Source organism: Novosphingobium kunmingense (genome assembly GCF_002813245.1).
GTDB lineage: Bacteria > Pseudomonadota > Alphaproteobacteria > Sphingomonadales > Sphingomonadaceae > Novosphingobium > Novosphingobium kunmingense.
In genome coordinates this window covers 168090-183817 of sequence record NZ_PHUF01000005.1, presented here as the reverse complement: position 1 = coordinate 183817, position 15728 = coordinate 168090, and the positions used below count along the sequence as shown (strand labels likewise).

General features: G+C 61.8%; 13 protein-coding genes. 5 read left to right on the top strand and 8 right to left on the bottom strand.

The window, feature by feature from the left end:
* Positions 1-41: 41 nt before the first annotated feature.
* The 7 genes from B0I00_RS13630 to B0I00_RS13600 all read right to left on the bottom strand — a co-directional run bounded on the left by B0I00_RS13630 (position 42) and on the right by B0I00_RS13600 (position 5605).
* The gene (locus tag B0I00_RS13630; protein WP_100867957.1) at positions 42-1199 is read right to left on the bottom strand and encodes a hypothetical protein; all 1158 of its coding nucleotides are present in this window, start codon (positions 1197-1199) and stop codon (positions 42-44) included.
* A 116-nt stretch (positions 1200-1315) separates the two neighbouring features.
* Entirely contained in the window at positions 1316-1609 is a 294-nt protein-coding gene (locus B0I00_RS13625; RefSeq protein ID WP_100867956.1) for a hypothetical protein, read from the bottom strand.
* Positions 1610-1731: 122 nt separating this feature from the next.
* The gene (locus B0I00_RS13620) at positions 1732-2250 is read right to left on the bottom strand and encodes a hypothetical protein (protein WP_232730249.1); all 519 of its coding nucleotides are present in this window, start codon (positions 2248-2250) and stop codon (positions 1732-1734) included.
* A gap of 111 nt (positions 2251-2361) precedes the next feature.
* Positions 2362-2568: a helix-turn-helix domain-containing protein gene (locus tag B0I00_RS13615; protein ID WP_100868159.1), complete on the bottom strand. Its 207-nt coding sequence runs from the start codon at positions 2566-2568 to the stop codon at positions 2362-2364.
* Between the two features lie 179 nt (positions 2569-2747).
* Positions 2748-3152, bottom strand: coding sequence for a DUF1643 domain-containing protein (locus tag B0I00_RS17410; RefSeq protein ID WP_408635252.1), 405 nt, complete (start codon positions 3150-3152; stop codon positions 2748-2750).
* A 219-nt stretch (positions 3153-3371) separates the two neighbouring features.
* Complete coding sequence (locus B0I00_RS13605) at positions 3372-5186, bottom strand: ATP-dependent nuclease (protein WP_100867953.1); 1815 nt, start codon at positions 5184-5186, stop codon at positions 3372-3374.
* 89 nt (positions 5187-5275) lie between these two features.
* Complete coding sequence (locus B0I00_RS13600; RefSeq protein ID WP_232730247.1) at positions 5276-5605, bottom strand: hypothetical protein; 330 nt, start codon at positions 5603-5605, stop codon at positions 5276-5278.
* An 11-nt stretch (positions 5606-5616) separates the two neighbouring features.
* Here B0I00_RS13600 and B0I00_RS13595 point away from each other — a divergent pair, with 11 nt between their 5' ends.
* The 5 genes from B0I00_RS13595 to B0I00_RS13575 all read left to right on the top strand — a co-directional run bounded on the left by B0I00_RS13595 (position 5617) and on the right by B0I00_RS13575 (position 14162).
* Complete coding sequence (locus B0I00_RS13595) at positions 5617-6609, top strand: helix-turn-helix transcriptional regulator (RefSeq protein ID WP_100867952.1); 993 nt, start codon at positions 5617-5619, stop codon at positions 6607-6609.
* 280 nt (positions 6610-6889) lie between these two features.
* Entirely contained in the window at positions 6890-8404 is a 1515-nt protein-coding gene (locus B0I00_RS13590) for an ATP-binding protein (RefSeq protein ID WP_100868157.1), read from the top strand.
* Positions 8397-11147, top strand: a complete 2751-nt coding sequence (locus B0I00_RS13585; protein ID WP_100867951.1) for a Z1 domain-containing protein — start codon at positions 8397-8399, stop codon at positions 11145-11147. The genes B0I00_RS13590 and B0I00_RS13585 overlap by 8 nt, the downstream gene beginning before the upstream one ends.
* Positions 11134-12114 (top strand): PD-(D/E)XK motif protein, encoded by a 981-nt coding sequence (locus B0I00_RS13580; protein ID WP_100867950.1) that lies wholly within the window; start codon positions 11134-11136, stop codon positions 12112-12114. Before B0I00_RS13585 ends, B0I00_RS13580 begins: the two co-directional genes overlap by 14 nt.
* A complete protein-coding gene (locus B0I00_RS13575; RefSeq protein WP_100867949.1) occupies positions 12102-14162 on the top strand; it encodes an AIPR family protein in 2061 nt (686 codons plus the stop codon). The genes B0I00_RS13580 and B0I00_RS13575 overlap by 13 nt, the downstream gene beginning before the upstream one ends.
* An 11-nt stretch (positions 14163-14173) precedes the next feature.
* On the opposite strand, the gene B0I00_RS13570 is transcribed toward B0I00_RS13575, so the two are convergent.
* Entirely contained in the window at positions 14174-15700 is a 1527-nt protein-coding gene (locus B0I00_RS13570) for a DNA cytosine methyltransferase (protein ID WP_100867948.1), read from the bottom strand.
* Between the last annotated feature and the right edge of the window lie 28 nt (positions 15701-15728).

The following is a 15728-nucleotide window of genomic DNA, read 5'->3' as shown; positions in this document are numbered from 1 at the left end:
GGTGACGCATGCGGATCTGCGGCAAGCGGGCTCCGGCTCAGTCAGTCTTGGTAGGTCCAGGGCGATACCTTGGCGATATCACCAACTACTGCCGCGATGCCGCGCTCGATCGGATCAGCGGCCTTCAGTTTCTGCTCCGCCCAGTCGAGCCATTCGGCAATCGGCCTGCCCTCGATCCGGCTTTCTTCGGGCAGATCAAGCTCCCGCAGGGCAAGGAGGAAGCGCCGAGCGGTTCCCGCCTCGTCCCATGCCGCGGCGATCTCGGTGAATCGTCGCCACCGGTTCCGGTCCTGCCTCCGGCGCTGGCGTGCTTCCTCTGCCCGTCTTGCCTCCTCCTCGCGCTGGCGCCGTTCCTCGGCCATGATCGGTCCCGCGACCATGAAGGTCGCGGCGATCTCGGCGAGCCGGTCCTCGATCGGCGCGTCATCGCGCTCGAGCCACTCCCGCCGCAGGGTTCGCGGAAGGTAGCTCCTGATCGCGAACAGGAAGAAGCCTGTCGGCTTCAGCTCCTGCCTCGTACCGGTCTTGTAGCTCCCCCAGCGCAATTCCTCGGCGGTCAGCGGCCGGCGCACCTGCCTGTATTTTTCCCGCAGCTCGAACTCGAGCTTCTCGCCCGAAACCACGACGTGGAGGTCGTGGCGATCGTTTTCCCCGATCCGGGCTCCCTGGATCTCCAGCGCCTTGAACAGCGCATCGAGCAGGCGATGCCGGCGCCTGTCCATGGGGGTGAAGTCGCGGGGGCGGTAATGAACGGTCCAGCGGTCGCGGTCGCGCCGCGCCAGCTCCAGCTGGCGCTCGTGTTCGGCGAGCCAGCCCGCGATTATGGCGTGGGGCTTGTGGAGGCGCTCGGGTACCCGGAGGACTCCGACCTTCGCCATGACCTCCGACAGGGCGCTCTGCAGACCGGGGGCGAGCTCTTCGGCTGGCTTGGGTACTTTCCGGTAGATCGCGGTGGATGAAGGCGTGCCGGGTCTTGCCCTGGGCAGGGCGGTGGCCCTGACCTCCTTTTTGGCAGCCAGCCTGGCCCAGTATCCGCGCGGTGGGTACGGGACGTCGAGACGACGGCATATCTTGGCAAGGCCATTGCCGCTGAGCCCGAAGCGTTCGGCCAGCCTCGACATCGGGGTTTCCCAGACGAGCCTGTAGAGTTCGTCCCGGGTCAGCGTGATGGGTCCGGAACCTTCAGGCTGGTGGTCCATGGTATTTCGCGGCCTCGTCGTATTGCAGGCCAAGGCCTGGCAGCAGGGTTTCTGGCCGATCATTCCTGCGGATTGCGGTAACCTCGCAGGGCCGGACTGCGAGCCATTGCAGACATTCAGCCTTCTGATCGTTGCGGCGCGATCACCCACAGCTCACCATCTGCATCCGGCCGCGCGACAATCACGACGGCGTGATGGTCACCCTCTGCCTCCAGCTGCAACCAGACCGGCGGTCCTCCACGCTCAATTGGACGGAAGTCCGGCGAGGTCAGAAGCAGATCCACCATCTCGTCCGGCAGACGGCGGAACTCCGCCGCCGATGCCGGGATCATCTGCGCCAGGAATGGAAGAACATCGTGATGACGCCTGAGCCCGGCGAGCATGGGCGCAAGTTCTTCTTCGACCGTCATGTCCTGCAACTAGACTTCCACTGGTCGCAAGTCACGCGATCGGGTCCTCTTTTCCGGCAGATCGGGTCGCTGTTCCGGTCTGTCGGCGGTTGCCGCCCGTCCCGGACGCGAGCGAAGCCATATCAGACTGCCGGATCCTCGAAATCGTCCCATGACAGCTGCAGCCGCTCTCCCCTGCCCCTTGGCAGGGCCTTCCTGTCGATCAGCTTGCCGCGGACCTCGAAGTCCGCGTCGATCCTCACGATGAGCACCTGGCTGAAGTTGCGCTTCATGTTGAGGCACACGGTACTGCTGTTCTTGAACGGAGTGATCGTCTTCACCTCGACGAGGTGGTTGCCGATCCTGCCATCCGAACCCTGCGCGTAGTTCCGGTGCGGCTTCATTCCATGGACGATGGCGGCATAGAGCTCGCCGATATCGCCGTAGACCTGCAGGTGGCGCCCGGTGTGACGGTAGTAGTCTTCTGCCGTTTCAAGCAGCTGTTCGAAGATCGGAATCAGTTCGATGTCCGCGTTCGGATATTCGGCCCGCAGTTCCTGACGCTCGAGATGGGAATTGATCTCTGTCCAGGTGATCCATTCGCCATCATCGTAGATGGCATTATCATCGTTCCACATATCGCTCGCAGCTCGAATCGCCATGGGCAGTGCGTAAGGTGTTCGGGTTAATATCCCCGGAGCGCGGTCGTGGCGATCCCGGCCATCCCCGGACGGGAGTTCCGGGCTCGATGGACCGGCCTTGAAGGGGGCGTCCTACTCCGCCAGCAGTTCCGCGGCAGTCACCCCCAGGGGAACGGCAAGCTTCTCGACAACGACGATCGTCGGATTACGGGCGCCGCGCTCGATATCGGGAACATAGGTGCGGTGGATGTTCGCCTCGAACGCGAACTTCTCCTGGCTCCAGCCCTTCTGCTCGCGCAGACGGCGCAGATTGCGGGCAAGGCGAAGACGGACATCCACGCCGGTCACGAACCCGACTGCAGACGATCGATCTACAGACGATGAGTGACAGTGCCCGGCCGGACGTCAGGGCCGGCGCGAGGCGAACCGGTCTTATGTCAAGTCCGGTTCGAATCCCCCGTCACGCAGGGTTGCTCGCCATGTGGTGCTGCGGGCGAACGCGGCAATGATCGCTAGTGCTAGGCAGGTCGTCGCCACGCAAGGTCCGGGTCAGCGTACTTGAGGATTTGTGGATGGCGCGGATGGTCGCCAGCGAGGTGGTCAAGGCAAAACAACTCGCATTCCAGTCCTTCCGCCATGTCAGCGACCTGCCGCCATCTTCCTCTCAGCTCCATCGGGAGCTTGTTCTCGGTTCCCCATGCCGCGTAGCAACGGTCGGCTTCCTGCATGATGCGCTCGAGGTGCGAGTCATTGTCAGGCCCGACTGGATCAATCGCCGTTTGCAGAGCCTTGATATCCCTCGAGCGAAAAGCAAATATATTGCCGATCAGAATCTTGCCGTAACCATGTCGTTGCCCGAATCGGCGAACCATCCTGATCGTTTGATCATCGTTTTGCTCGTCAGCGGTCGACGGATTTACCATGATGAATGCTAGGGTTGGGCCTTCCCGTCCTTCGGGGGCCGGTCGCTCCAGCCTGTATCGGTAGGCCCGGCACGGCGAGAATATTGCCGGGCCAATGAACTGCTTCGTCATCTGTCACTCGTTTCAGTCTACGGCAGCAGGTTAGGCTACAATCCCGAACACAAAGATACGCAGTTTCGCTTTTCCTTTGGCTGGGTCGCTCGTCGAAATCTTGTCACGTTAGTCGGCCGCAACCACGACCGGGAAAAGATGGGCACGCAGCTTCTCGATCACAGGCCGGAAGTTCTCGAGCTCCTGCCCGCGCTCTACCTGCCCCATCCGCTCGATAGCCTTGGAAGCCTGCCGTTTTCCATGGTCACTGAATTTCTGTTGGAGGCGCAAAGCGTCGCCTTTTGGAAGTTCAGCGAACGGATTGGCGCCTCCGGTCGCAATCTGGTTGAGCAGATTGGCCGATAGAACGCCCGCGAGATCGGTCACGGGCTCTAGCCAGCCCCTCTCGGCCGCGCGATCCCACATGGCGTCGGTGTAGTATGCCTCGAGATCGGCCGACACGTTGAACCCCTGCTGTGCGAGCGGTCGAAGTCTGGGTGGTACCGGGAGCTGAAACGACTTCAAGCCGCAGTTGCCGAGGTTCATCCTCGTAATCTCACCACCGAGAGACACACGCTCGGTGTTGCCGCTGGGATCGTTGTCGAACAATGCGGCCGCCTTCACTCGATCAGCTACTGGACGATGACGCACCGTCAGCATCCATGCGAGCGAACGGCTGCGCAATGCGGAAGCACCACCGTATGCCTCTCCGCCTGAGCAAATATTCACCCGATCATCTGCAACTCCGCTGAAAATATGCCAAGCCCTTGTAAGAACGATACGATCACTATCGCCTTCGACGAAGATGGTCGGACGGCGCTGCTCGGCGATCTCCCGAACTGCTTCCAACTGGGCTCCAATCTCGTCATAGCGCTTCTTGGCCTCGGCGACGTAGGGTGCCACTATGGGCATGAGACCCATGCTCTCGTCCACCTCGTCCGGAGCTCGGGTGGTGGTAACCGTCTCGCTGCCGAGCTTCGAGACGAAATGGGAGGTGAGCCACTCGGCGGCCTCAGGCCTGCGCTGATCGAGACGGTAGAAGATGGGCGAATGGGTGGTCAGGAACAGCTGGAACCGGTCCGAATCTTGGATCAGATCGAGGAACTCGTCACCCATGGCGAAAGCGGCCGACATCTCAACATTGTTTTCAGGCTCCTCGAAGCCCCAGATGTGGGTGTAGCGGACGCCACCCCTAGTGAAGAGATCGTCCTGCTTCTGCGCGATGAACCTCAGCATCATCGGGATGTGGCGGATCTTGATTCCATCCCCGCGTCGCGAGAGCGGAATCTCCCCGGAGTTGATTTCAAGGCTTTCGAATATCTCACGAAGGTTCTCTGGTAGCCGCATAGTGGCCTCGGTGCCGAAGGCTGCTCGCAGAGTTTCCAACAGGCCCTGCAGCTGTTCGCCAAGCTGGGTCTGGAACGCCCCGGCCGAGTCCTTGAGTGGCTTCTCGGCGACGGACGAGAGGACATCGTACAGCCGTCCCTGGAGATCGGCGAAGAAGGCCTTGTCTTTGATGGCTGGGATGTGCGTGAACCTGATACGGTCGAGCAGAGCGGGGATCTTGCTCCGGGCTGGGAACGGCTGTCCATCCGAGAACGAGCGCTTCTCTAGGCCTCGCACTTCTCCCTCACGCCGCCAGACCTTCTTCCAGACGATCTGTGAAGGCTGCCCCTCCCGCTGATACCCCTCGGGTAGGTCGAACTTGATCGCAATCTCGATCTGGGGCGCTTTGCGAGCACGCAAAGGCGCGAACTGGTTATAATCGCGTACGAACTCGAAAGCCTCTCCAGGATTGGTTTCGCCATTGAAGAAGAGATTCAGAGCACGCAGAACATTCGACTTGCCCGCATCATTCGCACCTACGAGTGTCGTTATCCAGTTTCCCTCGATGTCGGCGCTCGCGATTGAACGAAAATTCCGGATTGAAATTTCACTGATCATTGGTTTCCCCCCTCGCTTAATGTGGAGGACGTAAGCGAACCATGCAACGGGGGTATCGGCGCATCATTCGGAGGATGCGGTCAAAAATGTCAGAACCGCAGCCGGCGATGCCGATGGGCGGCGGTGATTACGTCGCCATCGTCGCTGACAACGAGGTAGCTATCGAGTGCCTTCTCGAGCTTGCGATAACGGGTTCTTCCCAGCTCGTTCACGAGACGCGTCCGGGCCCTCTTGTCGAGAAAATAGACATCCGCGCCCCGATGACGGCGCTGGTGGCCGAATGACAGCAGCGCATCGACAGCCGTCATGGGGATTCCGCGCTGCTGCATGCGGACCTCGGCGTGGTGCGTAAGCATCGAATCATCCCCTTGATTGCCAATGATTGATTTGTAGGGATTGGGGGCGACAAAAACTGTCACCGGGAGGAAGAATGTCTTTTGGCAAAGCGGTCGACCTGATCCGGCTCGCGATGATGGCGACCTCCCGTCAGGGCGTGACGATTGGCGAGGTCGAGGAGGAGTTCGGGGGGGTGCGTCGTACCGCGCAGCGCATGCTTTCGGCGCTGGAGGAGGCTTTTCCCGCGACCGAGCGGTTCATCGGGGATGATGGGCGTCACTATTGGCGGCTGCCCGCTCGGGCGATCGCGCCGCTGCTATCGCCCTCTGCCGATGAGTTGGTGGCGTTGGGCGCGGCGGAGACCGAGCTTGAACGGGCCGGCCTGACAAGCGAGGCCGAGCGATTGCGTTCGCTTGAACGGAAGGTGCGCGCGCTCATCCCTGGCGACCGGGCCACGCGCCTTGCCGCTGACGAGGAGGCCCTTCTCGAAGCCATGGGTTTCGCGGCGCGTCCCGGTCCTCAGCCCAATCAGAACCCGGATGTCGACGCGGCGATTTCCGAGGCGCTAAAAGGACCATGCCGCTTGAAAATCCGCTATCTAGGCCGTGCGGACAGTGAGCCGGCGCGGCGGACGATCGAGCCACTGGGCCTTCTCCTCGGCGCGCGGAGGTATCTCGTTGGCCGGGATGTGGCGAAGAAGGACGGCCGCTTCCGCCATTTCCGGGTCGAGGATATTCTCGAGGCAACCGTGGAAGATGAAAGCTTCACCTATCCCGAAGGCTTTGAGCTGCGCAGCTACGCCACGCGGGCTTTCGGCTCGTACCATGACGATGCCGAGTTCGGCGAGGTGGTCTGGAAGTTCGCTCCCGCCGCGGCGGACCGGGCGGCCCGCTACCTGTTCCATCCAGATCAGCGCGTGGAGTGGCTTGATGATGGTTCTCTGGAGGTCCGGTTCCAGGCGTCCGGGCGCCTGGAGATGTGCTGGCACCTCTATGCGTGGGGCGATTCGGTCGAGGTTATCGCCCCTCCGGAGCTTGCTTCAATGGTGCACCCGTTCAGGCGGGACGATTTTCCAGCGCTACCGTAGGTAGCCAGTGAGCATCCAGATCCCATACCGGCACCGGGCCCCCCTTCCATGCCCAAGGGGCACGCGGAATTCTCTCGGGGTGACAGTTTTTGTCATCTTCGTTCGTCAAGATAACCGGATCGCACCAAACCGGAAGGCGAATCGATGGTTATTGTTTGTCTCGACTGTGGTGTCTTAACGTAATGGCAGGCGAATTTATGTCTTTGCAAATCCGTAATTATTGATCGCAAGATTAGCGGGCGTCATTAAGTGGCAGGAAACGGGGGGAATTCGTCAGATCATGGCAGCTGATACCGAAGTAGGGTCTCCGGGCAGGAAGACCGCGGACGCGACGCCCCACGCCGCCTCGCTAATTCAAAGCCTGCGCGACATTGGATATTCCTGCGAGACGGCCCTTGCGGATATCATCGATAACTCGATCACCGCCGGGGCGGCCAATATCGAGATTCTATCCGACACGACCTCGTCCGAGCCCGCGCTGGGAATACTGGACGACGGTTCGGGCATGGGCCTCGACGAACTGGTCGAGGCGATGAGACCGGGCAGCAGGAATCCCCTCGCTGACCGCGCTGATCACGACCTCGGCCGTTTCGGACTGGGCCTCAAGAGCGCGAGCTTCTCGCAATGCAAGCGTCTCACGGTTGTCAGCCGCCGGAATGCGGTCCTCGCCGGCGCGACGTGGGATCTGGACGAGGTCGCGAGATCTAACCGGTGGGACATCGAACTTCACGAAACCGCCGATGACATACCCTGGGCCGACCAGCTGGGGACAAATGGAACACTCGTGATCTGGCGCGCCCTCGACCGGCTTTCCGGAGGTCTTGACCACGACCAGCGCAAGCGGGCCGAGCACATCAACAGGGTTATCGCTGGCGCCGAGCGTCATATCCGGCTGGTCTTTCACCGTTTCATGTCCGAGGGCCGTTCCCCGCTTGTCCTTCGGCTCAACGGTCGCAAGCTGGAGCCAATCGATCCGTTCGGGACCAGGTTCCCGACCCATCAGAAGGACAGACCGGACAGCCTGGAGCTGAAGCACGGGACAGTCGGGTTTCAGTGTTTCACCCTGCCTCACCACAAATCGATATCGAAGGCCGACTGGGAAGACATGGGCGGTCCCGAAGGGCATCTCCGGTCGCAGGGGTTCTATGTTTACCGGGGCCGCCGCCTGATTATCGCGGGCAGCTGGCTCGGCCTCGCCCGGCAGACGGAATTGACCAAGTTGTGCCGCATCAGGGTCGATATCCCGAATACCATGGACGCCGACTGGAAGATCGACGTCAAAAAGGCCTCGGCCCAGCTGCCTCCGGCGGTAAGGGAGCGCATGCGCCTTCTCGTGGAGCGCCTCACCCAGACCTCGAAGCGGACATATCAGCGGCGCGGGCAACGGCTGGTCGACAACGACTACATGCCGATCTGGCAAAGAATTCAGAAGGACGGCGCCATCGTCTACCGCCCCGACCCTGCCCATCCGGTTTTCGCGGATTTCTCGGCCCGGCTAACGGTCGATCTGCAGTCTGACTTCGCCAACATCATCGGACTTATCGGCTCCTCCGTTCCCATAGCGTCGCTACACTCGGATTTCGCGGGCAGCGCGGAGGAGCTCGTGGCTGACGAGGCCGATGTGGAAGCCTTGCGGCAGATGGCGGAGGCCATGGTGCCCCGCCTGCTGGCTCAGGGAACCGATACGGACCGCATCCTGGACATCCTGAAGCAGGTCGATCCGTTCCAGTCGGCGTGGAGTTCCGCCCGTCCGATAATTGAGGAAGTAATTAGCAAGGAAGTGCCCGATGTCTGATGCCCTGACCAAACTCGATGGAGTCGTGTCCCAGCTTGTCGCCGGACAGGATCGCCCCACCGAGGACAGTATCCGCGAGACGATCGCGTCAATGCGTATCTCGCCGATGTTCGCGGACGTGACAGACGAGCAGGCCGAGCTGCTGGCGCGCCAGATCGAGGAGCGCGTCGGCATCAGCATGGGCGTGGGTGCCGTGGTAAGCGACAGTGAATTCGTTCCATGGCTCAACGATGCCAAGGCCGCCGGCAGAATTGATCCATATTACTGGAACCGCTACCGGCAGCTTCTCCAGAAGAAGCGGCTGCCGAGGGACGTGATCACCTCGACCGACGAGGTGACGGACCGAATTCTGGACCACATGGGCAACCCCCACGATACAAATCCGTGGGACCGCAAGGGCATGGTGGTCGGTCACGTCCAGAGCGGCAAGACCGCCAATTACACGGGCCTCGTCTGCAAGGCGGCAGACGCTGGCTACCGGCTGATCGTGGTGATCGCCGGCATTCACAACAACCTGCGCAACCAGACACAGGCACGCATCGACGAGGGATTCGTCGGGCGGGACACCGGCCGGCTGGAGAAGCGCGATACCCGCGACAAACCCAAGGTTATTGGTGTCGGGACCTTTGATGACCGTCGCGCGCCAGTCAGCCTGACCACCACGCTGAAGGACTTCAACAAGGCCACCGCGACCACCAATACCAGCCAGATCGCTTCCTACGCGGTCCCTGTGGTGCTGGTGATCAAGAAGAATTCCCGGACACTCGCGAACCTGGTCGACTGGCTCCGGGAGCACAGCACCGGGCGCTATTCGGAGATGGTCGATCAGCCGATGCTGCTGATCGACGACGAGGCGGACAACGCGTCGATCAACATCAAGTATGGCCGCGAGGAGGTTTCGAGGATCAACGGTCAGATCCGCGACCTGCTCGGCCTTTTCCGCCGCAGCTGTTACGTTGGCTACACCGCCACCCCCTTTGCGAACATCTTCATCGATCCGGACACGGAAGACGATGTTTACAAGGAGGATCTGTTCCCCCGGCACTTCATCATCGGGCTCGACGCGCCCAGCAATTATTTTGGCGCGAGGAAGGTCTTTCTCGAGGGTGTGACCGAGGACGCGGACACCAGACCGCCGCATCTGCGATACATCTCCGACAACGGGGACCTGCTCCCGGTCAAGCACCGCATAAACCATGATGTCACCGAGCTGCCGGCCAGCATGATCGACGCCCTGCGGGCTTTTCTTGTGGCCAGAACGATCCGCAATCTCCGGGGGCAGGGCAACCAGCACGCATCGATGCTGGTGAACGCCTCAAGGTTCACTGGGATCCAGAACCTGCTTCGCAACCGGCTTCACGAGCACCTCAGGACGATCGAGGACGCTCTCAGGGTCGATGGGGCGAAGACTGATGCGGATAGCAATCCGGTCATCGCGGAATTGCGCCGTTGCTGGGAGGATGAATACTCCGAAGCGTATTCCGACTGGCAAGCTGTCCGGAGCGCTCTTCTTCCCGTGGTCGCCTCGGCAACAGTTATCTCGGTCAACAAGGACTCCCCCAACAGTCTCGACTACGACGCCGGCGGCCAGAATGGCCTGACGGTCATCGCAGTCGGCGGGTTCTCCCTGTCCCGTGGGCTTACCCTTGAGGGGCTCACGGTGTCCTACTTCCTTCGCAATTCACTCATGTACGACACCCTGATGCAGATGGGGCGGTGGTTCGGCTATCGCGAGGGCTACGAGGACCTGTGCCGGGTCTGGATGCCGGAAGAGGCCGCCTCTTGGTACGCGCATATTGCCGACGCGACCGAGGAACTGCAGCGCGAGCTCAAGCGGATGGAGCGGGTCAACGCGACACCCATGCAGTTCGGGCTGGCCGTTCGCAGTCACCCGAGCGCCCTCATGGTGACCGCCCGCAACAAGATGGGCTCGGGCGTCAAACATGTAATGGTGGGCCTGTCGAACAGCTTCGTCGAAACCACCCGGCTCGGACTTGGCTCGATTGATCACAACCGCAAGGCGCGGAACCGCCTGATGGCGGCGCTTGAAACGGCGGGCTTCGGCGAGGCCACCGCCGAGCCGGTGGCAGGTGGCAAGCTGCTGCGGCAGGTCCCCTTCGGGATCGTCGACGATTTCCTGCGTGATTTCGAGAATCATCCGGATTCGCCGCTGAGCGCGGTTGATCCGATCCGGCGCTACATTCGCGACAGGCTCGATGACGAGCTCGGGAAATGGGATGTCCTGGTGGTCTCGCTCAATCCCACGAGGGAGAAGCCGGTCGAGGACGTCTGTGGCTGGAGCCTCGTGCCGATCCACCGGTCGATTGGAGCGGATGATCTGTCCAGGAACATCCTCTCGGTCAGCGGCCCCAGCGCTCGCGTGGCCTCGCGCGGGTATGAAAAGGCCGGACTTGCGCCGGAGATGATCGAGCTGGCGGAAGCCGACTACCGGGCGGAAAACAACGCGCTTCCCGGCGCGAAACTCAATTATCCGGATCGGGTGTACCGTGCCCGTCGCCAGCGCCCGCTGCTGTTGCTCTACAACATCAGGATCAAGGATGGCGACGTTGAGGAGCAGGATCGGTCGAAACTGCCTGATGGGCCAGTTGTCGGGTGGGGCATCAGCTTCCCCGTCTCGTCGAGGCCGGATCAAAAGGTCGAGTATATCCTGAACACAACCAAGCTCCGTGAACTCTTCGGAGACGATGATGCGGACGAGGACATGGGGGATGATGATGCCTGACAATCCCTGGGACGGCCTGGTTGCCGGCGGCAAGGACGCGCGCCGCGTCGCGAATTGCCGGCATGACTTCTTCTGGGTTGTCTCCGCGAATTCGGAGCCGGGCCTGCTGTTGCGTCTTGCGCCGGAAACCACCGAAATCCGGCCACTTCCGAAGATGCGCAATCTCGAAATCGCGTATCGCGAGGTGGCCTCCCGCCCCTCCCTTGTTCTGCTGCTGAAGGATGGGGAGCAGCGCGAGCTCTTCGCCGGTTTGTGTGACGATATCGTGAGGGCCGGCGAGGCTGCCCCGGATAATCAGGACGCACTGAATCGCGCGATCCGGAGAACCTTGCGCTGGCATCATCTTCTTCGCGGCGGAAGGACGGGGCAGCTGTCCCTTGAGGAACAGCGGGGCCTGATCGGCGAGCTGCAGTTCCTCACCCATCTGATCGATCTTGTCGGGCCGCGTGCCGCGATCGAAGCCTGGAAGGGGCCAGCGGGATCCTCGAAGGACTTCGAGCTGGATGGCTGCCTCGTCGAGGTGAAGGCTCGAAGGGGAGCCGCCAAGCCGTTTGTGCAGATCTCGTCGGAGGACCAGCTCGCCGATGTCGGCGGATCACGGCTGTTTCTGGTCGTCAGTCCGGTCGACGCGGTTGTCAAGCCGAACGGCAAGACCCTCACGGACCACGTTGCCGAGCTGGACAAGCTTTTCGCGGTCGCCGACCCCGATGCCTGTGCGCTCTGGGAGGAGGCGATCGCGGAGACGGGCTTCGATTTCGGCGATGACTACTCCGACCGCCGATGGGTGATCGGCAAGAGCCTTCATTTCGAGGTTCGCGACGGTTTTCCCCGTATTGCGCTGCCCCTGGCCACGGGCGTCTCCGGTGTCCGGTACAGCATCGGTCTTGATGCCTGCGCGCCGTTCTCGGTCGAGGCGGATGTGATTGATCAGCTCATTGTCGAAAGGAACGGCTCTTGGATGAATTGACCGACTTTCACCGCGAGCTGATCGCGGATGTTCAGGGCGATGCCGACGCGATGGGGATGATCACCGCCGAGGCATTTCTGGAGAAGGTTTCCGAAATTCTTGATGAGGCGGGCGAGGCGAGCTCGCTTTCGCAGGGCTATTTCAGCGGCAGGAATGGGCAGAAGACGGTTCAGGTGGATGCCTATTCGTGGGACCCCACCGACGAGGAGGGTGTGCTCAGTCTCGTCATCTGCGATTTCGTTCTATCGGAAGAGCCGCAGTCGATCGGCAAGACGGACATCAACAAGCTTCTGACGAGACTTGTCGAGTTCGTGGTGGCGGCGAAAACGCGGGAATTCCGGGAGAAGCTCGAGGAAACAAGCAACGGCTTTGTGATCGCCGACCTGATTGCCCGGATCTGGAAGCAGGTCGGAAAGATCAAGCTGATCCTCGTCACGAACCGGATCAACAATTCGAAGACCGATGCCCAGCCTGTTGGCTCGATCGGCAATGTCCCGGTGACCTCGAACGTCTGGGATCTATCCCGCATCCAGCGGTTTGTCTCCTCCGGTCAGACGCGTGAGGATCTGATTGTCGACTTTGCCGAGGATTTCGGGGATCCTGTTCCCGTCCTTAAAGCCTCCTACGATGGAGCTCCTCTCGAGAGCTTTATCGCGGTCATTCCGGGCACCCAGCTCGCGGCAATCTACGACAAATGGGAAGCCCGTCTGCTCGAGGCCAATGTTCGAAGCTTCCTTCAGGCCCGTAACAAGGTGAACCGGGGCATCCGCGACACGATCCGCGACGAGCCGAACATGTTCTTCTCCTATAACAACGGCCTGACCGCCACGGCCGAGGCGGTGGAGATCGCCGACATGGGAGAGGGCTTGCTGCTCATGTCCGCCACAAACTTCCAGATTGTCAACGGCGGCCAAACCACCGCCTCGATTCATGCGGCCCGAAAGCTTGATCAGCTGAAGGACGTATTCGTCCAGATGAAGCTGACCGTGGTCCCGCCCGACCTCGCCGAGGAGGTCGTGCCGCGAATTTCGCAATATGCGAACAGCCAGAACAAGGTGAACGCGGCGGACTTCTTCGCCAATCATCCTTTCCACATCCGGATGCAGGAGTTTTCACGCCGCGTGCTCGCACCGGCGGGTGACAGCAGCTACCGGGAAACCAAATGGTTCTACGAGCGCGCGCGCGGACAGTTCGCCGACGAACGGGCGAGGAGAACGCCTGCCGAGCGCAAGAGGTTCGACGCGGAATTTCCGCGGCTGCAGTTCTTCACCAAGACCGACCTGGCCAAGTTCGAAAACTCCTACCGCTGCAAGCCTCACATCGTCAGCTTCGGTGCCCAGAAGAACTTCGGTGAGCTGGCGAGGGTTGTTGGCGAGGAATGGGGGCGCGGCGACGCGGGCTTCGACGAGGTCTGGTTCAAGAGGTTGATCGCCAAGGCGATCATCTTCAAGAATCTGGAGCGGCTTGTTCCCCACCAGCCCTGGTACGCTGGCGGTTATCGCGCGAACATAGTCACTTATGCCTTCGCCAAGGTTGTGCATGACGCGGAACAGCGCAAGCGGGTTCTGGACCTTGACCAGGTCTGGAAGCTGCAGCGCGTCCCCGTGGCCATGGAGCGTGCATGCCTGGCCGTCGCCGAGGTGGCCAACGAGGTGATCACGCATCCGCCGGCCGGGGTCAGGAACCTCAGCGAGTGGGCGAAGAAGCAGGCCTGCTGGGCGGAGCTGTCGAAGCTGCCTGTCGACTATGAGGCCGGCTTCTTCGACAGCCTTATTGATCCGGACGAAGCCAGAGCGAACAAGCGTGACGAGCGTCGCGAACGGGAGGCCCGGAGCGGGATCGAGGCGCAACGCGAAGTGGTCTCGCAAGGTGCCGATTACTGGAAGCAGGTGCTCGCCTTTGGCGAGTCAATTGGAAAGCTCGACCCCAGGGAGATCGGCATCCTCCGTGCATGCACCTTCCTGCCCACTCGGATTCCAACCGAACGCCAGTGCGTCGCCGCGCTCACAATCGCCGATAAGCTCGAAAAATACTATCCCGACAGCTGATTGGCGCGGGATTACCGGCCGGGATCGAGCAGCTCTGCCAGCAGCTCCGCTATCTGCCTTGCCAAGAGGGGCGGAACGGCGTTGCCAACCTGGACGTATTGCTGCGTCCGGTTGCCCTCGAAGAAATAGTTGTCCGGGAAGGTCTGCAAGCGGGCGGCCTCCCGGACCGTAAGGCTTCTGCACTGCGCCGGGTCCGGATGGATGAAGTAGTGGCCGTCCTTCGAGATGTGGCTGGTCACAGTGGTCGAGGGCGCTTTCCAGGTCTGGACCCTGAACCGGTCCGCGAATTTGCCGCTCTCCCAGTTCCGGTGATCGGGGGCCAGATCCTTCGGAAACTCGTCCGCCTTTGGGGATCGGTCAAATACCTCCGCGAATGCGGCCGCGAACGCGTACCTAGCCAGGTCTCCCGGCATGTGACCCCGGCTCTCGTGGTTCGGCAGCATTGGGAGGCGGGGATCCACCAGCCATGCGGAGAGGCGATTGTCGAGTATCGGTGCGGGAGCGGTGCTGGACCTTGGCGGTAGATTATCCTGCTCGCGCAGGCCCTTTGCGTATGCGGCCAGCTTGCGGGACACCTCGGCAAGCCACGGTCCGTCGCTGTTGCAGGCTGAGGCGGCCTTGCGGAATGCCACGATGGCCGCGTCTCGCCAGGCTTCCGGTGTGTCGGCGGTGCGGCTCAGGCCGCTGCGAAGGGACGGCATGCCCTCGAGAACGTTTTTGACCGTCGCCCGCGCGGGGGCGGGCCGCAGGGTGGGAAGCTCGCGCGATCCAAGTCCGCGGCGCTCGAAGATATCCTTCCGGATCCCGACGAGGATCACGCGGTGCCGGCACTGGGGAATTCCGAAATCCTCGCTGCGGATCAGAATGCCCGGCATGCCCCCGCGGGCATCGTCCACCAGCGGGATCAGCAGGTAGCTGTCCGGCTCACCGCCCGCCGCCCGGAGGTCCGAAAGGATCTGATCGATCATGCCCACGCCGCCAACCTTGGCGGACAGCATGCCCTTCACGTTTTCCATCACAAAGGCGACCGGCCGTAATTGCTCGAGGATCCGGATGTATTCCCGGTAGAGGAAGTGGCGGTGGTCGGTCGCGGCATCATAACCGGCAATTCCCCGGTTTCGCGCGCGCCCGACGAGTGAGTAGGCCTGACACGGCGGTCCGCCGATCACCACCGTGTTGTCACCCGCGTCTTGCCGGATCCGGGCCAGCACCGGATCCAGCCACTGCCGCGCGCTGTCCGACCCGAGTTCCAGCATGGCGGTTTCCCTGACCGCCTCACCCCATTCCTCCGGGTGTCGGGAGATCAGCTCGTCCCTTGAAATCCTGCCGGAGACGTAATCGTGGTAGCTGTCCGGCAGTTGCTCGAACTGGCGGGTGAACGCCCTCATCCGCAGTGTGGCGAAGGCCGATGGCTCCTTTTCCACGGACAGGGCGATGTCAAACAGCCGGCGACCGCTTCCATCCCGCAGGGACGAGAAGCCTTCGGCCAGGCCACCCGGCCCGGCGAACAAATCAATGGTCTTGAAACTCGGGCTCATCGGTCGACTTCTTCTGGTGTCCGGGCCT